The sequence below is a fragment of the Kaistella flava (ex Peng et al. 2021) genome, from assembly GCF_015191005.1.
GTDB classification, from domain to species: Bacteria; Bacteroidota; Bacteroidia; order Flavobacteriales; family Weeksellaceae; genus Kaistella; species Kaistella flava.
On the sequence record NZ_CP040442.1, the window covers coordinates 2,892,328 to 2,915,291 of the forward strand.

Sequence of the window (22,964 nt, forward strand, 5' to 3'; positions counted from 1 at the left end):
GAACGTCTTATTGTTCTTCTTCGTCGAAACTGATCGTTCCCATTACGTCTTCAGCTAATTTTGCAAAATCTTCTTCTGAAGTAGTAATTACTTTTTCATACGCCTCTTTATCCCAAATTTCAAAAAGTTCACCTGCACTGGTAATTACAATTTCCTTTCGAAGGTTCGCAAAGTGCGTAAGGTCTTTCGAAATTTGTAAACGACCCGCATTATCGGGTTCCACAATTTTTACTCCGGCCGTAAACATTCGGATAAAATCTGCATTTTTCTTAATGAAACGGTTGAGTTTATTGAGTTTACTCATCAGTTGTTCCCAACCTTGCATTGGGTAAACCTCCAAACATGGTTGAAATACAGCACGTTTGATGACAAAGGAATCATCGCCAAAATCCCCCATCTGTTTTACCAGCGATGAAGGGAGTTTCAGACGACCTTTATCGTCTATTCTGCATTCATATGTTCCGATGAAATTCTTCATTTGGGACAAATTTATATAAAAATTTCCAAAAGCTCCCACTTTTTCCCACTTTTCGACTTAATGTTAATAAGTTTTGACTTTTTAATTAAAGTGTTGATTAAAAAGAAGTTAATAAGTCACTTTAATTATTTTTCGTAGAACTTGGTAGTTCGGTGAAAAAAACTTAAATTTAATATATAAATAATGCTAAATAAATTGATTTTGGCGTTTAATTTGTATTTTTGCAAACGCTTATAGCGTAACATTTATGATATTTAAAACTAAAAAGGACAAGAAGTTCGCTTTTATAGAAGCTGGAGAAGGTGACCCTGTAATCTTATTACATGGTCTAATGGGTGGTTTAAGTAATTTCGATGATACCGTAAATTATTTTGCAGAGAAAGGATATAAGGTTTTTGTTCCTGTCCTTCCTATATATGATCTGCCAGTTCTTAATACTAATCTTACCACGATTGCAAAATATGTTGCAAAGTTTATTGAAGAAAAAGTTGGAGGAGCTGCAACGATAGTGGGAAATTCAATGGGTGGTCATGTAGGTTTAATACTTACGTTGGCAAGACCTGATTTGGTTGAAAATCTAGTTCTTACTGGTAGCTCTGGCTTATATGAAAAATCTTTCGGAGATAGTTTTCCTAGAAAAAGTGATAAAGATTATATCAGAAAGAAAACTGAAGAAGTGTTTTTTGATCCAAAGGTTGCTACCGATGAATTGGTAGAAGAAGTTTTCTCTGTTGTAAACGACAGAATGAAAGGAATAAAAACAGTGATGTTGGCTAGAAGTGCCATCAAACATAATATGTTGAATGATCTGCCGAAAATTAAAATACCTGTGTGTTTAATTTGGGGTAAGCAAGATCATGTGACACCACCAGAAGTTGCAATAGAAATGCATAAATCATTACCCAACTCCGAGTTATTTTGGATTGAAAAATGTGGACATGCCGCAATGATGGAAAAGCCAAATGAATTTAATAACCTATTATATTCCTGGTTACAGAAACACAAAAAATAGTTGAATGGAAGTTTATTCTTCCATTTTTCATTTAATTATATTTTTAAAAGAACACACGTTATGGTTATCAAGACAGCAGAATTTGTAAAAAGTAGTGATAGATGGCAGGATTGTCCTGAGCCGACCATGCCTGAATACGCATTTATAGGAAGATCGAATGTTGGGAAATCATCGTTGATCAATGCGCTGATGAACCATAAGTATTTGGCAAAAACTTCTGGTACTCCAGGAAAAACTCAGCTTATAAATAATTTTGTTATTAATGAAAGTTGGTCTCTTACCGATTTGCCAGGTTATGGTTATGCCAGAGTTTCAAAAAGTATGCGTAAAGATTTTGAGAAACTGATTACCAATTATATTCTGAATCGAAAAAATTTAGTCAATCTTTTTATTTTAATTGATTCCCGACATACTCCTCAAGCAATCGATATTGAATTTATTGAATGGTGTGGCGAAAACGGAATTCCTTTTTCAATTGTCTTCACCAAGGCAGATAAGTTGAAGCCTACCGTAATTGCTAAAAATGTTGAGCATTATAAATCAGAACTTTTAAAAACTTGGGAAGATCTTCCCGAAATCTACGTCACCTCGGCTGAGAAAAAAACCGGCGGTGAAGGAATACTTGATTTTATTACAAAAACAAACGAATTCCTAATGCATAATCATGTTAAATTCTAACTGACGGATTTCTCCTATTATATAGATGGAAAATTTTACTTGGACCATTAAAGCCTTCGATGAACTTTCAACGAAAGAATTATATTCTATATTGAAAGCAAGAATCGATGTTTTTGTTGTTGAACAAAATTGTCCGTATCCTGATGTTGACGGTTATGATCCACAAGCGATTCATCTTTGGGCAGAAAGCAAGGGTGAAGTTGTTGCCTATTGCAGAATTTTTGAGCCAGGAATAAAACATCCCGAAACTTCTATAGGTCGAGTTTTAACGAATCAAAAATATCGAAAGATGAATTTGGGAAGAACGCTGATGAGGTTTGCAATAAATACTATTGAAGCAAGATATCCGAAAAGTTCTATTCGAATTTCAGCACAAGATTACCTTCTTACTTTTTATAAAGAGCTTGGTTTTTTTTCTACTGGTAAAAATTATTTAGAAGATGATATTCCGCATTCTGAAATGCTGAAAACCTAATCGTAGTCCATTATTTAATTATTATTTTTTCTAATAAATACTCAAACATTGAAAATGCTACATTCTCAATGTTTTTGTCGTAATGTTAAAAAAGTGTCAAATAATTTTGTTTTTCATTTGTAAAACATATACATTTACAAAAAATCAATTAACTTTTAATATTATGAAGAAAATTTTACTGACTGGTTTTGCACTAGTTGCCTTAATGGCTCAGGCTCAAATTTCATGGGTGCCTCAAGCGACCAAATTACCTGTAAATAACGGTATCAAGGAGATTGTAATTGTAAATGCCAATACAGTTTGGGCAACGGCTTATGACGGTGCAGGTGGCGGAACTTACCCAAAAACCACAACTAAAACAACTAATGGAGGTGCTTCATGGACTGCGACACCTATTACAGGACTCGGTGGGAACGCGTTAATTTCTGATATTACTGCGATCGATGGTAATACAGCATGGATTGTGACAGCGCCATCTGGTACAGGAGCAAATGCTAATAAAATTTGGAAAACAGTTAATGGTGGAGCTAACTGGACTTTACAGCCATCAGGTTATACATCAGGCTCATTTGCAAACCATATTTATTTCTGGGATGCTAATAACGGTTGGTCAAGTGGGGATCCATTAAATGGAAAATTCGAAATGTTTAAAACCAATAATGGTGGAACAACTTGGACTTCTGTTGCGGGAGCTCTTGCACCGGAAAGTGCTGATGAATTTACTTATGTAGGTTTAAGAAAGGTGGTTGGTGATAATATGTGGGTTGGTACAAGTACAGGAAGAATTATGCGATCTGCTGACCGTGGTGCTACTTGGGCAGTAAGCTCATCTCCAGTTTTAGATTTCGGAGGTGTAATTACTAGTGGATCTTCAGGTAGTTTTGCATTTAAAGATGCAAACAAAGGACTTCTGCTTGCGATAGATGGAAATGATTCTGCATTTTTATATTCCACATCTAATGGTGGAGCAGGGTGGGATCCTGTAACTCCTAATGGTCCTTGGTATTTTGGTGATATTTCTTACGTTCCTGGAACAGCAAATACTTATATTTCAACTGGTGTTAATTCTAGTAGTGAAGATTTTATGGGATCTTCGTATTCTACCGATGGTGGTTTAAACTGGACTGCTATTGACAGTGGAGAACAAAGAGGAACTTTAGCAATGTTGAATAGTACAACAGGTTGGGCTGGTCAGTTCAGTGATGGTCCTGCTGGTACCAAAGGGATCTTGAAGCTTAATGGTAATCTTAGTTTAGCTGTTGCAGATAATGCAGTTAAATCAGCATTACAAGTGTATCCAAATCCTGCAACAGATGTAGTTACTGTGTCTGCTAAAAAATCAATTGAAACAATTAATATTTTTGATCTTTCTGGTAAAAAAGTAAAATCTTTTAAAGGAGCAGAACAAATTAATGTATCTTCTTTAGCAAAAGGAACTTACCTTCTACAAGTATATTACGGTGGAGGTTCAGTTGAAACGACTAAATTAATGAAAAAATAATCTTCATATTATTTTTATTAAATGGATGAGAATTTTCTCATCCATTTTTTTTGTTACCTATCAAGTAAAATGAATTTCTTAAATTAGCACCTTAAATAAATTATTAAATGAAAAGAATTTTTTTATTACTCACATTTATGTTGAGTTTCCTGCAATTGAAAGCAGATGAGGGAATGTGGCTTTTGAGCATGATCAAAAGACTGAATGGAGTCGATCTTAAAAAAGACGGTTTAAAATTAACTCCCGATGAAATCTACTCCGTAAACAATTCTAGTTTAAAAGACGCTATCGTACAGTTCGGTGGAGGTTGTACTGCAGAGATGGTTTCTAAAGAAGGTTTGCTATTTACCAATCACCACTGTGGTTACGGAAATATTGCAGCACTTTCAACTCCTGAAAATGACCATTTAACCAATGGTTTCTGGGCAATGAAAAAAAGCGAAGAACTTCCTTCAAAAGGTCTTTCTGTAAGATTTATGGTGAGAATGGATGATGTTTCTAAAAGAATCAACGCCAAACTTAATAATAATATGTCTGCTGAAGAAAGAAATAATATCATCAATGCAGAGTATAAATTAATTCAAGCTGAAAATTCAGAAAACGGAAAATATACGGTTGTAGTAAAAGATTTCTATAACGGAAATGAATTCTATTATTTTGTTTATCAGGATTTTAAAGATGTTAGATTGGTAGGAACTCCTCCAAATGCCTTAGGGAAATTCGGTGGTGATACTGATAACTGGGAATGGCCAAGACATACTGTAGATTTCTCTGTGTTCAGAGTTTATGCAGATGCTAACGGAAATCCTGCTGAGTATTCTCCAAGCAACGTTCCAATGAAACCAAAACATGCTCTTCCTATTTCAATGAGAGGGTATAAGCCAGGAGATTTTGCTATGATTTTGGGATATCCAGGAAGAACAAATAGATTTTTAACTTCTTTCGGTATTGAGCAAATGGTTAGTAAAGATTATCCGGCTTGGGTAGAAGCTTCTAAAGTTGCAATGGATGTAATGAAAATTTACATGGACAAAGATCAGGCGACCAAACTTGATTACGCTTCCCAATATGCTTCTGTAGCCAATTACTGGAAAAACAGACAAGGAACAATCGACGCGGTGATCAAAAATGGTACGATTGCAGAGAAACAAGCTTTAGAACAAAAATTCCAGACTTGGGCTTTGATGCCAGAAAACATCGAAATGTATGGTAGTGTTTTACAAGATATTAAATCAAACTATGCTCAAATGTCTAATCGTAATGTAGAAAGAAACTTCTCTTCTCAATTACAAAGAAATGCAAAGTATATCACGATTTCTTATCAGTTAGGTTCACTTTTGAGAACGTATGCTGATCAAGATGCTGCAGGAAAAGCTGCAATGAAAACCAAAGTGACTGATGCAATAGATAGATTATATGATGGCGTAAACATTAAACTGGAAGGTGAAATGTTGAACTCTATGGTTAATCTTTACCAACAAAGAGTCAATAAAGAAGTTGGTTCACCAACGTTATTTGCAGCTGATGCGAAAAACCTTTCGACGATAGCTTTCTCTTCAATTTTTGCAACGAAAGAATCTGCTATGGATTTTGTAAATAATCCAGATCGTTTGAGAATCGATGCTGATCCTTTGTTGAAATTGTCTAACGGTTTTATTACTGATCAAAAATTAAACGGTGAAAAATTTGCTAAAGTAGATGATGCTTTCGCTAAAAATAGCCGAATCTTTTTAGATGGTCTTAGAAAATCTCAACCAGAAACAATGTTCTATCCAGATGCTAACTCTACCATGAGATTGACAACAGGTAAGGTGACAACTCTTCCTGAAAGAGCTGATAGAAACTATGAAGGAATCAAACCAAAAGATAACTATTATACTGATATCAGAGGAATGGTGGCTAAATATAAAAAAGGAGATGAGGAATTTGATTTACCTCAAAGATTCTTGGATTTAGTTAAGAAAAAAGATTTCGGTCAATATAAAGACAAGAAAGGCTTCATGCCGGTAAATTTCTTGACAGACAATGACATCACAGGAGGAAACTCTGGATCTCCAGTTCTTGATGGTGAAGGTAATTTACTAGGTTTAGCGTTTGACGGAAACAGTGAAGCGTTAAGTGGTGATATTATCTTTGACAAAAAATGGCAAAAAACCATTAACGTTGATATCAGAATGGTTCTTTGGACTATTGAAAAATACGGACAAGCAGGTCACTTAATCAGTGAGTTGACTTTGGTAAAATAATTCAATTTAGAATTTTTAAAGGCCGCTGAAGTTTTCAGCGGTCTTTTTTTTGTCGTTATTAACGGGAATTTATCCTTTTTAGAATGACTTATTTTTAATAATAATTTTTAAAGTATAACTATGGATTTTAATAATTTGGTTAAAGAGAAAAAAATAATAGATTTACAAAAAGCAAACGGTGAAGCATTAAAATATCTCGTTTTGTTTGTGGTGGTTTTTGCTGTTCCGTTTTATTTTATTTGGGGTTTCGAATTACCAAAATTAAATTCAGAGTATTTAATATTAAAGGCTTTAACTCCATTAATCATACTACTTCTCGGAATTGTAGCACACGAACTTATCCATGGAATATTCTTCGCTCTGTACGCTTCTAAAGGCATTAAATCAATTACGTTCGGCATTCTTTGGAAGACGTTAACTCCATATTGTCATTGCAAAGAACCTTTGAAAATTAAACATTACATCATTGCCTTACTTGCTCCTTTACTAATTTTAGGTGTCATTCCTTCAGTCTTTGGCTTAATAGGCGGAAATGGGTTTTTCTTAATTTTTGGAATTTTTTTCTCAGCAGCTGCAGCAGGCGATTTAATGATTTATTTACTCATCAGAAAAGAAAATCGTGAAGACTATGTTCAGGATCATCCGTCGGAAGCGGGTTATTATATTTTTAGGAAAAACAAAAGCGAAGAATAATTTCTTCGCTTTTTATATTAGTTAACTTCGGGTCTTAGCATTCCCAATTCGCCAAAATGTTTTTTGAATTTTGCAATCTTCGGTCCAACGACTGCGCTGCAGAAAGGTTGCGTAGGATTCGCCTCGTAATATCCTTGATGGTATTCTTCAGCCGGCCAGAATTTTTCAAGTTTTGTAATTTCAGTAACATATTTTCCACAGTATTTTCCAGAAGCTTCAGAAAGTTTCATTGCTTCTTCCGCTTTTTGTTTTTCAGCCTCGTCTTTGTAGAAAATGGCAGAACGGTATTGAGTTCCGATATCTTCGCCCTGTCTATTTAATTGAGTAGGATCATGTAGGAAAAAGAAAACATCCATCAACTGATCATAAGAAATAATCCCTGGGTCATAAGTAAGTTGTACTACTTCTGCATGGCCTGTTTCTCCTGTGCAAACTTCCTCGTAAGTGGGATTTGCTTTATGTCCACCTGCGTATCCTGAAGTGGTGGATTCTACGCCTTTTAGTAAATCAAGTACGCTGTCAACGCACCAAAAACATCCGCCGCCAAAAGTCATATATTCTAAATTCTGTTTTTCCATTTTTATGTTATTTGTTAAAACTTTTTAAAGTGTAAGAAATTAAAAAGCACTGATGATAAAATTTAATTAAAGTAAATATTATTTAAAATGATAATCGAAGTCGATGTATTTTAGAAAAGAGTTTCATTTATTTTTCCCAAACCAAAGCACTTGCACCTAGAATTGCTGCATCAGCTTCATCGAGTTCACTGAAAACTAATTTCACTTTATTTCTAAAAATAGGTAAAAGGTTTCTTTCCATGTGAAGTTTGGTAGGTTTCATAATAAAGTCGCCTGCTTTGATGACGCCACCAAAAAGTAAAATTGCTTCTGGTGAAGAGAACATCACAAAATTGGCCAAAGCTTCTCCTAATTTCTGTCCAGTATAACGAAAGACTTCAATTGCAATTGGATCTTCTTTGACTGCACATTCGTAAACAATTTTCGAATTTACTTGCTCTTCAGGAAAATCATTAAGCATAGAACTTGGAAACTCTGCACGCATTTTCTTAGCCGTAATGGTGATTCCAGTTGCAGATGCGTAAGCTTCCAAAGAACCTTCTGATCCTGTGCTCCAGTGTTTTCTGCCGCCAGGTTTTACAATCGTATGCCCCAATTCTCCGGCAAAACCATCGTGTCCGTAAATGAGTTGTCCATTCGTAATAATTCCACTTCCTACGCCGGTACCTAAAGTCATCATGATGAAATCCTTCATTCCTCTGGCTGCACCAAACATCATTTCGCCGAGCGCCGCTGCATTGGCATCATTGGTCATTTTACAAGGAACTTCAAATTTCTCCGTCATTAACTTTGCAAAAGGTACAATTCCTTTCCAATGAAGATTGGGTGCTTGTTCGATGGTTCCTGTATAATAATTGGCATTGGGAGCGCCAACTCCGATTCCGTCGAATTGTCTCTGGCCACAATGTTTCAATATTAACGGAGCGACCTTATCATATAAGGCATTTATAAAATCTTCAACAATTGGGAAGTCATCAGTTTTGAGGCTTCCTTTTTCTAAAATTTCTCCACGGTGATTGACGAGTCCGTATTTAGTATTGGTTCCACCAATATCAACGCCGAGTGCTACTTGCTTGGATAGGTCTATTAATGCCATTAATGGTTAGATTTATGCAATAAAATTACAAAAAAATACGATTGGTTTTAAAAAAGCTTCTCCAATAAGTTTGAAGAAGCTTTCGTTTTCAACAATTCATTAAAATATCTACATTTTAATGAATTGTATTTTGATTTTGTCGTTTAATAATAAAAATACGATAATATAATAACCAGATTTTAATTCAGAAGTGTCAAGATTTTGAATTCCCTTGATCGTTTTCAGCAGAAAACCTTTTATGTTATAAATCTTAATTGTTGAAATATCGCCGTTTTCGTACAACTTTCTAAATCATATAGGATTTGTTTTTTCGTTTGAACCTGAAAAATTCTGAATTTTAGGTCCGAATATCGTTCAACAAAAAAAGCCTCCAAAAATTTTGGAGGCTCTTCTATTATTTGAAAATCTACTTACGCAGGGATTTCTCCTTTGTATAAGAATGAAACGATTTCTTTGTTTACTCTTTCTACCATTTCGGTGAAAAGATAAAAAGATTCTTGTTTGTAAATAACCAACGGATCTTTCTGTTCGTAAACAGCACCTTGAGAAGAACGTCTTAAATCATCCATTTCTCTTAAGTGTAATTTCCAGTTTTCATCGATAATTGCAAGTGAAATATTTTTCTCGAAATCATTGATTAATGAATCACATTGAGTGTCGTGAGCTTCTTTAAGATCAGTAACAATGGTCATTGTTTTAATTCCATCCGTAAAAGGAACCTGAATCATTTTGAACATTGAACCTTGATTCTGGAATACATTCTCGATAATTGGGAATGATTTTTCTTTCAGCAAGTTCAATTTCATTTTATAGTCTTCACTCGCAGCTTTGAACAGAATCTCAGTTAATTCTGGAACTTGTTTCGTTTTGAATTCACTTTCGGTAACCGGAGCTTCCATCGTGAAATACTTAATGATTTCGTATTCGAATTCTTTATAATCGCCTTCTAGTTTTCCTTTGGTAACAATCGATTGTGATACATCATAGATCATATTCGAAATATCATATTTCAAGTGATCACCGAACAATGCGTTCTTTCTTCTCTTGTAAATAACGTCACGTTGTTTGTTCATAACGTCGTCATATTCCAAAAGTTTTTTTCTAATCCCGAAGTTATTTTCTTCTACTTTTTTCTGTGCTCTTTCGATAGATTTAGAAATCATTCCGTGCTGAATTACTTCACCTTCTTTATGACCCATTCTGTCCATCATTTTCGCAATTCTTTCAGATCCGAAAAGACGCATTAAATTATCTTCCAAAGAAACATAGAACTGAGAGCTTCCTGGATCACCCTGTCTTCCAGCACGACCTCTTAACTGTCTGTCAACACGTCTCGAGTCATGTCTTTCAGTGCCGACAATTGCCAAACCACCGTTTTTCTTAACCTCGCCTTGCAATTTAATATCCGTACCACGACCTGCCATGTTCGTTGCAATTGTTACAACTCCCGGACCTCCAGCCATTGCAACGATTTCTGCTTCTCTAGCGTGAAGTTTCGCATTCAAAACATTATGCTGAATTTTTCTCAACTGTAACGCTTTCGATAATAATTGAGAAATCTCAACTGAAGTTGTTCCAACCAAAACTGGTCTTCCTGCAGAGGTTAATCTTTCAACTTCCTCAATAACTGCGTTATATTTTTCGCGATTCGTTTTGTAAACTAAATCTTGTCTGTCATCTCTTTGAATTGGTCTGTTGGTAGGAATTACTACTACATCCAACTTATAAATTTCCCAAAGTTCACCTGCTTCAGTTTCTGCTGTACCTGTCATTCCTGCCAGTTTATTGTACATACGGAAATAGTTCTGAAGAGTAACTGTTGCGAAGGTTTGTGTAGCGGCTTCAATTTTTACATTTTCTTTCGCTTCGATCGCTTGGTGAAGTCCGTCAGAATAACGTCTTCCTTCCATAATACGACCAGTTTGCTCATCTACGATTTTCACCTCACCATCGATTACTACATACTCATCATCTTTTTCAAATAAAGTATATGCTTTTAGCAATTGACTTAAAGTATGAACTCTTTCAGATTTTACCGCAAACTCACCGAATACTTTTTCTTTCGCTTCAAACTCTTCCTCTTTTGTTAAGTTCTTCGCTTCAATTTCTGCGATTTCTGTTCCGATATCATTTAAAACGAAGAAGTCTTTATCCTCATTTCCGGCAGACATATATTCTACCCCTTTATCGGTAAGATCAATCTGATTGTTTTTTTCATCAATAACAAAGTACAAATCCTTATCAACGATAGGCATATCTTTGTTATTATCCTGCATATATTGTCCTTCCACTTTTTGAAGAAGTGACTTGTGACCACTTTCAGAAAGATATTTAATCAACTGTCTGTTTTTAGGCAAACCTCTATATGCTTGAAGAAGTTTAAATCCTCCTTCTTTTGTATTTCCGTTAGCGATTAGTTTTTTCGCTTCATGGAAGATGGCGCTTACGGTCTTTTTCTGAATTTCTACGATTCGGTCAGCAGATGGTTTCAAAGTATCAAATTCCTGTCTGTCTCCTTGTGGAACTGGACCAGAAATAATCAACGGTGTTCTGGCATCATCAACTAAAACTGAATCTACCTCATCAACGATTGCAAAGTTTAATTCACCCTGAACTAATTCAGAAGGCGAAGTTACCATGTTATCTCTCAAATAGTCAAAACCGAATTCGTTATTGGTTCCGTAAGTAATGCTTGATTGGTATGCTTTTCTTCTTGCGTCAGAGTTGGGTTGGTGGTTATCAATACAATCGATGGTCATCCCATGGAATTGATAAATCGGTCCCATCCAAAGGGAGTCACGTTTTGCTAGGTAATCATTTACCGTTACCACGTGAACACCTCTTCCTGGAAGAGCATTAAGGTAAATTGGTAATGTTCCTACTAAAGTTTTACCTTCACCAGTTGCCATCTCCGCAATTTTACCGCTGTGCAATACAACTCCACCGATGAACTGTACATCGTAATGAACCATGTCCCAAACGATTGGTGTACCAGCTGCGTCCCACTTGTTTTTCCAAACTGCGGTATCGCCGTCTAGTTCAATAAAATCTTTTGTAGCAGCAAACTCTCTGTCTAAATCAGTTGCAGTAACACGAATTTCTCCGTTCTGCGCCAATCTGCGAGCAGTTTCTTTTACAAGAGCGAAAGCTTCAGGAAGAATTTCGTTAAGAACTTTTTCCTCGATTTGATAAGAGTCTTTTTTCAAAGTTTCGATCTTAGAAAAGAGTGCTTCTTTCTCATCAACGTTAGTAGAATTCTTGATTTGTTCTTTGGTCTCCTCAATCTGCGTCGTAATACCAGCAGTGGCAGTTTTTAATTTCTCTTTAAACTCAGCAGTTTTTGCACGTAATCCATCATCGGATAATTCTCCAATTTTTGGTTCTACTGCTTTTATTTTATTTAAAACTTTTTTTACTTCCTTGAGGTCAGTAACATTTTTGTCACCAAGAAAACCTTTAAGAACATTGTCTATAAATCCCATAGTATTTGCTTTCGGCTCAATGCGTGGGAACACGCGGCCATTTTAAAAATTTTAATTTTTAGAATTTTTCTAAAATATAAAAGTCGATTGCCGAAGACGACCATCGACTGTGTTTTTTAATATTCATCTTCATTCCAGAGGAAATCGTCGTCGGTTGGATAATCGCTCCAAACCTCTTCGATAGACTCGTAAATCTCTCCTTCATCCTCGATCGCTTGAAGGTTTTCTACCACCTCCATTGGTGCACCTGTTCTAATTGCATAATCAATAAGTTCTGCCTTAGTCATAGGCCAAGGTGCGTCGCTTAAATAAGAAGCTAATTCTAATGTCCAATACATATAATATAATTTTTGCAAAAATATAAAAATCAACGACATAAAAAATGTTTTTGCCTCTGATTTTCAACAAACTTTGATTAATATTTATTTTTTTTTCAAGAACCATTTCTCAAAAACCATTCCACAAACTTTTTTATGCCATTTTGGAAATGAGTTCTTGGCTGATAACCAATTAAAGTTTTGGCTTTCTGTATATTCGCATTCGTTTTTTCTACGTCGCCCGGTTGCAGTGGCAGATTTTTTTTCAGCGATTTTTTCTCTAATTCATTTTCAATGGTTTCAACCATTTCATTTAAATTAATGACTTCACTTTCACCCAGATTAATGATTTCATAAACCTTGTCATGGGTTTCAATATGCATCATTGATTTGTGAATTCCTTCTATGACATCATCGATGAAAGTATAATCTCTAGCCGTAGAACCATCACCATAGAAAGGGATTTCTTGACCTTCTGAAATTAATTTTGTGAATTTATGAATCGCAAGATCAGGTCTTTGTCGTGGTCCGTAAACTGTGAAAAAGCGTAAATGAATCATATCAATGCCGTACAAATGATGATAAACATGTCCGAGAATTTCACCACACTTCTTCGTGGCAGCATACGGTGAGATCGGATTCTCAACGGCGTCCTCTTCTGAAAAAGGCGTTTTTTCATTATTGCCGTAAACACTCGAACTTGAAGCGTTGATGAATTTTTTAATTTGAAATTCTTTACACAATTCCCAAAGGTTCATTGTTCCTTTGATATTCACTTCTTCATATTCCAAAGGCTTTTCAATTGAAGGACGAACTCCCGCTAAAGCAGCGAGATGAATGACCATATCAATTTGATGTTTTTGAAAAATATTTTTCAAACCTTTCTTATCTCTAATGTCCTGATAATAAAGTTGATAATTTTTTGAAGAGGTTTCAAAAATTAACTTTTTAATATCTAATTCTTTTTCGTGAAAAGAAAACTCCAGTGTTTCGCCAACAGATTCCAGCGTGTTTTTGATTTTAATCTTATAATCATAAAAATCATCAAAGTTGTCAATATTAATGACAGAATGTCCATTTTTTAATAAGTGTTCTACTAAATGAGAACCTATAAAACCGGAGCCGCCTGTAACGATATAATTCATGATGTGTTTTTAAAACGCTAAGATATGGATTAAATAAAAAATCTAAACCTTTAATAACAGAGTCTTCAATGATTTTTTTGAAGTTTTAAATTCAAGTTTTTCATCTCGAGTAAAAATGAAGTAAAGAGTTCATTTTCTATGATTTAACGCATAGTTTATTGCTGGAGTTTTTTGTAATTTTGTTAGGATTAAACCAATATTATGAAACAAATGATTATTAAGTATTCGCTAGCGATTGTAGCTGCATTTCTAATTGTTACGTCATGTAATAAAAAAGAAACCGCAACTACCGAGGTTGCCAATCCCGAAGTGGTAATGCCAATTTCAGATTCATTGGTGCACAGTGATTCTACCAATTTGGGTTATGATTCTGCCACTGTGAAAACAGCGGTTGATGTAAAGGACGAAGAGCAAAATGCAATCAACGATGAGAAAGCAGATGCAGAAAAATTAAAAAAAGACGAACAACACGAAAAGTAGTTTTTCTCTTTTATAAACGTAAAACATCCTAATCCAGGATGTTTTTTTTATATTTGGCTACAAATATTTACGCATGAAATTCTCCGGACAAATTCTTAAAATGGCAACGCAAAACGGCCAGCCAATTCAATATTTTCTTAATCTATCCAATGATTTAATTAATATGAATCAGTTGATTGGTAAGAATATTAAATTGAAACATATTGGTTACGAATGTGTAAGTTGCAGCAACGATGAGAAAATTTATCGAATGGGTTTCTGTAAAAAATGTTTTTTCGAAAGTCCATTTGCAAGCGACTCGATTATTCGTCCAGAATTGTCCACTGCCCATTTAGGAATTGGTGAGCGGGATTTAGCCGTAGAGGAATCAATTCAGTTAAAACCACATATTGTTTATCTGGCTTATACCGGCGATGTAAAAGTGGGAGTGACAAGAGAGTCTCAAATCCCAACAAGATGGATTGATCAGGGAGCAACTTTCGCCCTTCAGATTGCCAAAACAGAAAACCGCTATGAAGCGGGAATGATTGAGGTTGCCATGAAAGAGCATCTTAACGATAAAACCAATTGGCGCAAAATGTTGGAAGATGATTATGAAGACGATTTGGATTTAGCTGATTTCCGCGAGCAGGTAAAACATCACTTTCCGGAAGATTTCAAAAACTTTTATTGGGGAGATGCTGAAGTTACCAGATTAGATTATCCTTATGAAGCTCCAGAAAAAATCTCTTCTTTCACTTTAGATAAAAAACCGGAATTCGAGGGAGTTTTAAAAGGAATTAAAGGGCAGTATCTTTCTTTCGAAGGCGGCGATTTTATTAATATGAGAGGACATGAAGGTTATGTGATTGAGATGGAAGTGAACAAGTAAATATGTATAAACTGCTGATTTTATTAATTATCGTTTCATGTTCAGGAAATTCGCAAAAATTTAATGAACATGATATTATCTATAAAAGGTATGATTCTGTTACGAGTTGGAATTTAATTCAATCAAAGAAAACTCAAAAATGGGGATTTATCGATAATGAAAATTTAATAAAAATTCCAGTTGAATATGATGATCTTTTTCCGTTTACAGAATCAAATGTTTCTTATGCGCTGAAAAATGGTAAGTATGGATTTATAAATTCAAATAACGAGATAGTTGTACCATTTCAGTATCAATTCGATAATAGTAATAGAAGAATTTATAGCTTTGGCTTAATGGCTGTTAGAGAAAATGGAAAATTTGGCTATGTGGATAAAGCGGGAAGTTTGGTGATTCCATTGAAATACGATTCGGGAGAATATTTTACTAAAAATGGTTTAGCCGAGGTTTCTCTCAATAAAAAATATGGTTTCATTAATAGGCAAGGTCAAGAGGTTATCCCTGTTATTTATGAAATGGTAAAAAGCGAGCAACTGGATAATCTCGTCATCGTTCGTAAAAATTATAAATGGGCATTTTTTAATAATGAAGGAAAACAATTATCAGACTTTCTATACACAGATGTTCAACGAGCCTGGAAAAATGATCGAACTACTTTTTTCGAAAATGGTCCCGCTTCCGTAAAACAAAATGGGAAATATTCCTTCATCAACAAAAACTTAAAACCTGCTTTTTCAAATATGCTTTTTGATTCTGCAACCTCTTTTGATTCCAACAGAAACGCTATTGTAATGAACAAAGGGAAATTTGTAATTGTAAAAGATAATGGTAAAATTGCGGTTCCGCTTCAATATGATTTGGTCGAAAATTTCAATTCTAATGGAAATCCTAATCCGCGATTTTATCGTTTCGAAAAAGGAAATATCCAAGGATTGTTTAATAAGAATTTAAAGAAAATAGCAGAATCTAAAAAAGACGATTATTCCAGTTCATTCTCACTTCAAGGCAATTATATTTCGTTTGAAAATTTTAATGGGAAGTATGGTTTAATTGATGAAGAAGGAAATGAGAAAATTCCATTTGTCTATGATGCAGATTTATATTTCGATAGAAATGATTTTTCAATTGCGAAGAAGAATAATCGATTTGGAATTATAGACATCAATAATCAAGAACTTATTCCTTTTAATTACAATGAGATTTCTCAAATAGATGCAGATGAAAATATTCCTTTGTTTGTGGTTTAAAATAAAAATGGAGATTTTGTAATCAATTTACAAAACAAGATTATACTTTCGGGGTATGAATCTATTCAATCAATCTTTAACGAACCATTAAAATTCGTTGTTCAAAAAAATAAAAAATTCGGAATTGTAGATTTAAAAAATAAGATTATTCTTCCCTTAGAATACGATGAAATTTCAAACTGGACAGAATATGGCCCGAAACATTCTAAGTTTATTGTTAAGAATGGGAAAACTGGATTGATTGACCATGAATCTTTTAAGGTAACGATTCCACCGATTTATGATCAGTTCAAATATTTGAATGGCTTAATATTCGCTAAGAAAAATGGCAAAGCGGGAATCATTACTGAACAGAGAAAAATACTATGTGATTTTACTTACGATGAAATTTATCCGAACGCTAGTGATTTTTATGGATACTCTGAAAAGGAGCCAAGGATTTATGCAAGAAAAGGAAGTTCTTATTTTCAGATTGATGCTAAAGGAAAGGTTTTAAAATCAGGTCTAAGTAAAAAATCAGTAATCGAAAATAGTCAACTGCCAAAGGTTGTACATGATCGAGTAGAAGAGCCATTGCCTCCACCGAAACCGATTAAATAATTATTCAATTACAATAGATGAAGAAAAAATATATCCGCTTATTTTCAATAATTTTGGGGATTTTGCTATTGCTTCTTCTCATCATCAATTTTGGGCTGAACTTTTGGCTCAAACATAACTTACCCGGTTATATCAAGAAAAATTCTGACTATATTATTACTTACAAAACACTGAATGTTGAAGTAGGAAGCGGAAATATTTTTGCCACAGGAATTACCATCAATAATCAAAATCCAGATCGTACGGATAAAGTAGGTTTGCAGGGAACGGTAGATACGCTCTCTGTTTCAAGGATGGGGATTTACGACTTGCTTTTTCATAAAAGCATTTCGACCAATGATTTAACATTAAAAAACCCAAACCTCAATATTATTCTCGCTAAACCGATCATTGATAAAAAAGGGAAGGAAAGAAATCCTGTCGATTTTAAAAACATTAATATTAGTAATGGAAATATTCAGGTGTTTCGACATACAAGACAAAAATTTCTTTCCGTACGCGAACTGGATTTAATGGTCCAAAATCTTCAAATGACAGAAAAGTCTGTTGAAAATGAATTGCCTATTGCTTTTGAAAAATATCATCTTAAAGGGAAAAACTTCTTTTTCCGTCCGGATAATGTTTACGCTTTTACGGCTAGATCTATTTCAACAACAGATGGACAAATGAAGGTGAAAGATTTCGCCATGATTCCTCTTTTATCGTATCAGAATTTCCTCAAATATTATCCTCAAAAACGAAATCTCTTTGATTTAAAGGCAACTGAAATGAGTTTCAAAGATTTCATTATTAAAAATAATCGATTGTCATTAAGTGATGTGAAATTTGAAGGTCCACAGGTAAAGATGTTTACGACCAACGTGAAATCCGATCAGAAAAAAAAGAGTTTCACGTACGATGTTAATCTGGAAAATGTATTGCTGAATAATGCGAAGATTGATATTTTAAAACCTACAGGAACTCCTTTGTTTGTGGCAGAAAATTTAACAATGCAGATTAGTCAGCTTGTAATGAATGACGAAACTGCGAAAGGAACTCTTCCTTTTGAATATGCGAGTTTTGATATTAAAGGAAAGAACATCAATTATGTTTCGGATAATGAAAATGTAAAAGTTGCTACTCTAAACATACAACCGAAATCTGCAGATTTACGCAATGTCTCCGTGAAGCCAACAGCCATTAACCCTAATAAAACGAGTTTAGATTTAACAACACAAAGTCTTCAACTAAAACTAAATAATTGGGAGTTTATTAATAATAGACTGAAACTGGATGTTCAGAATATTTTGGTCAATCAATTAAATGGAACCATAAAAACCGCCAATAATCCTCAGAAAAAGAAACCAACTTTTGCGGGAATTCAGTTTCCTTTAACGGTGAAAAATGTGGTTTTGAAGAATTCGAACTTAGAAATTGACAGTAAGAATCAGCCTTTGGTTTTTAAAGATTTGAATGCCAATATTCAGAATGTGGAAATGAATGCTGAAACGATTAAAGATGCGATTCCTTTTAAGACAGGCAATTACAGTTTAAATACAAAGAACTTTAATTATAAAACCAAATTCTACAATCTCTCGGCGTCGCTTTTAAAACTTAATAAAAGTATGATTCAGATTTCTAACTTTGCGATGAAGCCGACGGTTTCAAGAGCACAATATGTCAGAATGATTCCGGCTGAAAAGGATCTGTATGATTTGAAAATAAATCAAGTAACGGCTAATGGGAAATGGGACTTGGTATCTGAAAGCAAGTTTCTGGATATTGAAAACATTACTGTAAATAATATGGATGCTAATGTGTTCAGAAGTAAAATTCCGAAAGATGATGAAACGGTTAAGCCCATGTATTCTCAATTATTAAGGTCGATTAAGTTTCCGGTTTTTGTACAGAATTTAGACTTGAAAAATTCACTTTTAGTTTATGAAGAAGATACCAAGAAAAGTGATGGTCCTGGAAAGCTGACCTTCAATGATTTTAATATGAACGTGAAAAACCTGAATTCCGGTAAGATGAAAGGCAGGCCAACTCTTGTTCCGATTTCAGTTAATTGCAGGTTTATGAATGCTTCACCGATGAACTTGAGGTGGAGTTTCGATACCGCAAATATGAATGATGCTTTTTCGATTTCGGGGAATATTGCCGATTTACCAGCTTCCAGAATTAATCCTTTTATCGAACCCTATTTGAAAATTCAGGCAACGGGATTAATTTCAGATTTGATTTTTAACTTTAAAGGAACTCAGCATGGAATCAATGGAACTTTGAAAATGGTGCATCAAAATTTAAAGATTGCTATTCTCAAACAAACGGGAGAGAAAGATAAAGTTCTTTCGGCAGTTGCCAATATGTTTGTGAAAACTGATTCTGGGAATTATCCTGAATCTGTAGAGGTAGAAGAAGTGGAGCGAGATAAAACAAAATCCTTTTTTAATTTATTCTGGCGCGGAATTGAGCAAGGTTTAAAGAAAACCTTAATCGGTAAGAATGCGCCCAAAACAGAAAAGTCAATTAAAAATACAGTCGATAATACCAAAACTGCTCTTGAGCAAAATAAGATTGAACTGCAACAAACAAAAGCTGAAGTAAAAGGAAAAATTGAAAGCGTAAAAGAGAAGGTTCAGGAAAAGAAAGAACGGACAAAGGAAAAGAAAACGCTTAAAAACCTGTTTAAGAAAAAATCCGACTCGCTTTAATTGCGGGCCGGATTTTATTTTAATCGATATTATGTTCATCTGTTTCTTTCACGGGAAGCTTGCGCAGGAAATTTGCAAACTCCTCTCCGCTGTAATTACTCTCGCTGCCATAGGAATCCAGTAAGGTACAAAGTTCTCCTTGCGTATCTTGTATTAAGTAAAGAACGGCATTGTCATCCGCGCTGCTGTCTCCTTCGAAGCGATAGGACTTTACAATGCATAAATCCTCAGGTTGATAGATTTTTTCATCTTTACCTAAAACCATTTGATGTTTTTCGTTCATCGAGATTTCCTTCGTAATTCCGCGTTTAATTAGCGTATTAAGAACTTCAGAAAGTGTTTTTAAATTGTGATTTGCCATGATATAGTATTTGGTAAACTAAAGTTACAAAAAAAGTACCATGAATTGATTTCAAATAAAACCAAAATAGAGGGGTAGTAATTTGATCAGTCCCAAATCTTGAAAAAAATTATAAACCGATAATTTTAGAAGAAATCGAATAAGTGAATGCTTAATAAGGAGCAACAAAATTTTCGCTTCTTACAAATCCAGTCCCGCTGTCCGCTATATCCTCCCGTTCCGAGCAATCGGAAACGGGAGGGATGCCGCTGCCATCTGGGCTATAACTTCAGGCGTTTCTTCTTATCACAGGAAAATCAATATACGTTCACGGATGCAAAAATCACTTTAATCAATTCATACCTTCAAAGAGGTAACAGATCAAAAATTTTTCCTTTTCAGATTAACCCAGATTTTTGCTAAGTCACCAAGTTTTACACTTGATGCTTAATTGATATTGAATATGAAATAAATAGAAGTCGGGAGTTTTAAACAAAAAAAACGCTGCTAATCAATGATTAACAGCGTCTAGAGTACCTCGGACGGGACTTGAACCCGTACATCCTTACGGACACAGGATTTTAAGTCCTGCGTGTCTACCAATTCCACCACCAAGGCATGTGGATGAGCGAAAAACGGGATTCGAACCCGCGACCCCGACCTTGGCAAGGTCGTGCTCTACCAGCTGAGCTATTTTCGCAATTTCTTGAAAAAATCCTCAGAAATTTTCGTGCGGATGAAGGGACTCGAACCCCCACGCCTCACAGCACCAGATCCTAAGTCTGGCATGGCTACCAATTACATCACATCCGCTAAATGAACACTGTTCTTTTTTTTGTGAGTGCAAATATAAAAGATTTTTTTTGAACAATCCAAACTTTTTTTTAAATATTTTAATTTTTTCGAAAATAGACTCAGAACTTTCTTTTTAACTTCCTTTTTATTACTTTTACACCTTTAACGAATTATACAATGGAATTACAAGGAACAGTAAAGAAAATAACTGAAGTTCAGACATTTGCGAGCGGATTTCAGAAAAGAGAAATGGTTTTAACAACCGAAGAACAGTATCCACAACCAATTAATATCGAATTTCTGCAAGAGAAAGGAGATTTGCTTAATCAACTAAAAGAAGGTGATAAAGTGAAAGTTTCTATCAATATTAGAGGTAGAGAATGGACTTCACCACAAGGAGAAGTGAAATATTTCAACTCAATCACTGGTTGGAAAGTTGAAAATGTAGAATCTGCTGGCGGTTTTGAACCAACTCAAGCGACTCCATCTGCAACTAAACCAGCAGAAGGAAAAGGCGTTTTTGAAGAAGACGAAGACGATTTACCTTTCTAATATTGAAATTTAAAAAATAAATCCTGCTTTTACGGCGGGATTTGATTTTCACATGATTCTCCTGGACCCCACTGAAATCTCCTTTCCTGATCCCGCATTGTTGGAATCAGAATCTGGTGTCATGGCAATGGGTGGAGATTTGTCTCCTGAAAGATTATATTTCGCCTATCAACTTGGATTATTTCCGTGGTATAATCCAGGTGAAGAAATTCTTTGGTGGTGTCCCGATCCAAGATTTGTGCTTTTTCCGAAAGATTTGAAAGTTTCTAAATCGATGAGAAAGATACTCCGCGATGCGGTTTTTACTTTTACCGAAAATAAATGTTTTCGTGAAGTCATGGAAGAATGTAAAAATACTTTTAGAAAAGACCAGGATGGAACCTGGATTTCCGACGAACTCATCAATTCATTTGTCATCCTTCAGAAAAATGGAATTGCAAAAAGTATCGAAGTCTGGCAAGACGAGCAATTAGTCGGTGGATTCTATGGCGTTCAAATCGGAAAAGTTTTCTGTGGCGAAAGTATGTTTGCAAAAGTGAGCAACGCTTCAAAAGCGGGATTTATTCATTTTATCCAAAGTCAAAAAGATAACTTAGAGTTAATTGATTGTCAAATTCATTCTGAACATCTGGAAAGTTTGGGTGCAACCATGATTTCAAAAAAGGACTATTTAAACATTCTAAAAAATAATAACGATGAATCCTGACAAAGAAAAATGGGTTTTGCTGATAGTACTCTCCATTATTTGGGGTTCTTCATTTATACTTATTAAAAAATCACTGGAGCACTTCAATCCGTATGAAGTCGGTGCTTTACGCGTTTTAATTGCTGGAATTCTTTTACTTCCACTCGCAATTAGCAATATTAAAAAATTCCCCAGAAAACATTTAAAGTGGCTCATCCTTGCCGCTTTAACTGGAAATTTTATTCCCATGTTTTTATTTCCGATTGCCGAAACTGCTGTCAGCAGTAGTATTGCGGGAATTGTAAATTCAATGATGCCGATTTTTGTCATTATTGTCGGATTTCTATTTTGGAAATTTTCTACCACGAAAAGACAATTGGTTGGAGTAGCGATTAGTTTTTCCGGTGCGTGTATTTTAGCACTTTCTGGTGGTGAAGGCGGAGAACTGAAATTAATTCCCATTGTTTTGCTTTTGGTTGCGACTTTAGGATATGCGATTTCAATGACGACCGTGAAATCTAAACTGCACGAAATTCCAGCGAAAATTCTATCGGCGTTCGTCTTTTCTTTCGTGTTAATTGTTCCGTCGCTTATTGCATTGGTGTTTGCCGGATTCTTTAATGATCTTCATCCTAACAAAGATTTGTTCGTTGGATTGGGCTTTGTAAGTTTATTATCCATCTTCGGAACTGGATTAGCGATGATGTTGAATTATCGTTTACTTAGTATTTCAACGCCTTTATTTGCGTCGACAGTGACATTGTTAATGCCAGTAGTTGCGGTAATATGGGGAATGCTGGACGGTGAGAAACTAACACCGATGCAGTTTGTAGGAGCCTTTATTATTCTTGCGGGACTGATTTTCTTAAGAGCGAAAGTTGCTAAAAAAGAAAAACCGCAAGACTCGAAAGCGCTGCGGTTTTAAATAAATCTAATAAAAAGTAAAAATGAAAGGCGACAAAGATATATAATTAATATTATAGGGTCCAAATCTTTTTTT

Annotated in this window: 22 protein-coding genes and 3 tRNA genes; 14 read left to right on the plus strand and 11 right to left on the minus strand. The window is 34.8% G+C overall.

Going from position 1 to position 22,964, the window contains the following annotated elements:
- Positions 1 to 7: 7 nt before the first annotated feature.
- Complete coding sequence (gene mraZ / locus Q73A0000_RS12890) at positions 8 to 478, minus strand: division/cell wall cluster transcriptional repressor MraZ (RefSeq protein WP_193811335.1); 471 nt, start codon at positions 476 to 478, stop codon at positions 8 to 10.
- Positions 479 to 725: 247 nt separating this feature from the next.
- Here mraZ and Q73A0000_RS12895 point away from each other — a divergent pair, with 247 nt between their 5' ends.
- From Q73A0000_RS12895 to Q73A0000_RS12920, 6 genes are all read left to right on the plus strand, one after another.
- Positions 726 to 1,490: an alpha/beta fold hydrolase gene (locus Q73A0000_RS12895; RefSeq protein ID WP_193811336.1), complete on the plus strand. Its 765-nt coding sequence runs from the start codon at positions 726 to 728 to the stop codon at positions 1,488 to 1,490.
- 60 nt (positions 1,491 to 1,550) lie between these two features.
- Positions 1,551 to 2,168, plus strand: coding sequence for a ribosome biogenesis GTP-binding protein YihA/YsxC (gene yihA, locus Q73A0000_RS12900; RefSeq protein WP_193811337.1), 618 nt, complete (start codon positions 1,551 to 1,553; stop codon positions 2,166 to 2,168).
- A 25-nt stretch (positions 2,169 to 2,193) separates the two neighbouring features.
- Entirely contained in the window at positions 2,194 to 2,643 is a 450-nt protein-coding gene (locus Q73A0000_RS12905; protein WP_193811338.1) for a GNAT family N-acetyltransferase, read from the plus strand.
- 163 nt (positions 2,644 to 2,806) lie between these two features.
- Complete coding sequence (locus Q73A0000_RS12910) at positions 2,807 to 4,144, plus strand: T9SS type A sorting domain-containing protein (protein WP_193811339.1); 1,338 nt, start codon at positions 2,807 to 2,809, stop codon at positions 4,142 to 4,144.
- A gap of 107 nt (positions 4,145 to 4,251) precedes the next feature.
- Positions 4,252 to 6,390, plus strand: coding sequence for a S46 family peptidase (locus Q73A0000_RS12915; protein WP_193811340.1), 2,139 nt, complete (start codon positions 4,252 to 4,254; stop codon positions 6,388 to 6,390).
- 120 nt (positions 6,391 to 6,510) lie between these two features.
- Positions 6,511 to 7,083 carry a DUF3267 domain-containing protein gene (locus Q73A0000_RS12920; protein ID WP_193811341.1) on the plus strand — a complete coding sequence of 191 codons (573 nt, stop codon included), beginning with the start codon at positions 6,511 to 6,513 and terminating at the stop codon, positions 7,081 to 7,083.
- Between the two features lie 17 nt (positions 7,084 to 7,100).
- On the opposite strand, the gene msrA is transcribed toward Q73A0000_RS12920, so the two are convergent.
- From msrA to Q73A0000_RS12950, 6 genes are all read right to left on the minus strand, one after another.
- Complete coding sequence (gene msrA / locus Q73A0000_RS12925) at positions 7,101 to 7,661, minus strand: peptide-methionine (S)-S-oxide reductase MsrA (RefSeq protein ID WP_193811342.1); 561 nt, start codon at positions 7,659 to 7,661, stop codon at positions 7,101 to 7,103.
- 127 nt (positions 7,662 to 7,788) lie between these two features.
- The gene (locus Q73A0000_RS12930; protein ID WP_193811343.1) at positions 7,789 to 8,757 is read right to left on the minus strand and encodes an ROK family protein; all 969 of its coding nucleotides are present in this window, start codon (positions 8,755 to 8,757) and stop codon (positions 7,789 to 7,791) included.
- Positions 8,758 to 8,865: 108 nt separating this feature from the next.
- Entirely contained in the window at positions 8,866 to 9,039 is a 174-nt protein-coding gene (locus tag Q73A0000_RS17190; protein ID WP_193811344.1) for a hypothetical protein, read from the minus strand.
- 128 nt (positions 9,040 to 9,167) lie between these two features.
- Positions 9,168 to 12,239 carry a preprotein translocase subunit SecA gene (gene secA / locus Q73A0000_RS12940; protein WP_193811345.1) on the minus strand — a complete coding sequence of 1,024 codons (3,072 nt, stop codon included), beginning with the start codon at positions 12,237 to 12,239 and terminating at the stop codon, positions 9,168 to 9,170.
- A 116-nt stretch (positions 12,240 to 12,355) separates the two neighbouring features.
- Positions 12,356 to 12,577 carry a DUF2795 domain-containing protein gene (locus Q73A0000_RS12945; RefSeq protein WP_015807225.1) on the minus strand — a complete coding sequence of 74 codons (222 nt, stop codon included), beginning with the start codon at positions 12,575 to 12,577 and terminating at the stop codon, positions 12,356 to 12,358.
- 95 nt (positions 12,578 to 12,672) lie between these two features.
- Positions 12,673 to 13,701, minus strand: coding sequence for a GDP-mannose 4,6-dehydratase (locus Q73A0000_RS12950; RefSeq protein WP_193811346.1), 1,029 nt, complete (start codon positions 13,699 to 13,701; stop codon positions 12,673 to 12,675).
- Between the two features lie 201 nt (positions 13,702 to 13,902).
- On the opposite strand from Q73A0000_RS12950, the gene Q73A0000_RS12955 reads away from it, so the two are divergent.
- The 5 genes from Q73A0000_RS12955 to Q73A0000_RS12980 all read left to right on the plus strand — a co-directional run bounded on the left by Q73A0000_RS12955 (position 13,903) and on the right by Q73A0000_RS12980 (position 19,592).
- Positions 13,903 to 14,181: a hypothetical protein gene (locus tag Q73A0000_RS12955; RefSeq protein WP_193811347.1), complete on the plus strand. Its 279-nt coding sequence runs from the start codon at positions 13,903 to 13,905 to the stop codon at positions 14,179 to 14,181.
- A 73-nt stretch (positions 14,182 to 14,254) separates the two neighbouring features.
- A complete protein-coding gene (locus tag Q73A0000_RS12960; RefSeq protein WP_193811348.1) occupies positions 14,255 to 15,052 on the plus strand; it encodes a DUF2797 domain-containing protein in 798 nt (265 codons plus the stop codon).
- Between the two features lie 2 nt (positions 15,053 to 15,054).
- On the plus strand, positions 15,055 to 16,299 hold the full coding sequence (locus tag Q73A0000_RS12965) for a WG repeat-containing protein (protein ID WP_193811349.1): 1,245 nt from the start codon (positions 15,055 to 15,057) through the stop codon (positions 16,297 to 16,299).
- A gap of 237 nt (positions 16,300 to 16,536) precedes the next feature.
- Entirely contained in the window at positions 16,537 to 16,899 is a 363-nt protein-coding gene (locus Q73A0000_RS12975) for a WG repeat-containing protein (RefSeq protein ID WP_193811350.1), read from the plus strand.
- A 17-nt stretch (positions 16,900 to 16,916) separates the two neighbouring features.
- A complete protein-coding gene (locus Q73A0000_RS12980; protein WP_193811351.1) occupies positions 16,917 to 19,592 on the plus strand; it encodes a hypothetical protein in 2,676 nt (891 codons plus the stop codon).
- A gap of 19 nt (positions 19,593 to 19,611) precedes the next feature.
- Here the strand turns inward: Q73A0000_RS12980 and Q73A0000_RS12985 are convergent, their stop codons facing one another.
- The 4 genes from Q73A0000_RS12985 to Q73A0000_RS13000 all read right to left on the minus strand — a co-directional run bounded on the left by Q73A0000_RS12985 (position 19,612) and on the right by Q73A0000_RS13000 (position 20,745).
- A complete protein-coding gene (locus Q73A0000_RS12985; protein ID WP_193811352.1) occupies positions 19,612 to 19,953 on the minus strand; it encodes a hypothetical protein in 342 nt (113 codons plus the stop codon).
- A 513-nt stretch (positions 19,954 to 20,466) separates the two neighbouring features.
- Positions 20,467 to 20,550, minus strand: a tRNA-Leu gene (locus tag Q73A0000_RS12990).
- A 9-nt stretch (positions 20,551 to 20,559) separates the two neighbouring features.
- Positions 20,560 to 20,632: transfer RNA gene (locus tag Q73A0000_RS12995), tRNA-Gly, on the minus strand.
- 31 nt (positions 20,633 to 20,663) lie between these two features.
- Positions 20,664 to 20,745: transfer RNA gene (locus Q73A0000_RS13000), tRNA-Leu, on the minus strand.
- A 159-nt stretch (positions 20,746 to 20,904) separates the two neighbouring features.
- On the opposite strand from Q73A0000_RS13000, the gene Q73A0000_RS13005 reads away from it, so the two are divergent.
- The 3 genes from Q73A0000_RS13005 to Q73A0000_RS13015 are packed head-to-tail and all read left to right on the plus strand — an operon-like array spanning position 20,905 to position 22,889.
- Positions 20,905 to 21,279 (plus strand): DUF3127 domain-containing protein, encoded by a 375-nt coding sequence (locus Q73A0000_RS13005; protein ID WP_193811353.1) that lies wholly within the window; start codon positions 20,905 to 20,907, stop codon positions 21,277 to 21,279.
- Positions 21,280 to 21,331: 52 nt separating this feature from the next.
- A complete protein-coding gene (gene aat, locus Q73A0000_RS13010) occupies positions 21,332 to 21,985 on the plus strand; it encodes a leucyl/phenylalanyl-tRNA--protein transferase (protein WP_193811354.1) in 654 nt (217 codons plus the stop codon).
- Positions 21,975 to 22,889 (plus strand): DMT family transporter, encoded by a 915-nt coding sequence (locus Q73A0000_RS13015; RefSeq protein WP_193811355.1) that lies wholly within the window; start codon positions 21,975 to 21,977, stop codon positions 22,887 to 22,889. Before aat ends, Q73A0000_RS13015 begins: the two co-directional genes overlap by 11 nt.
- Positions 22,890 to 22,964 lie beyond the last annotated feature (75 nt).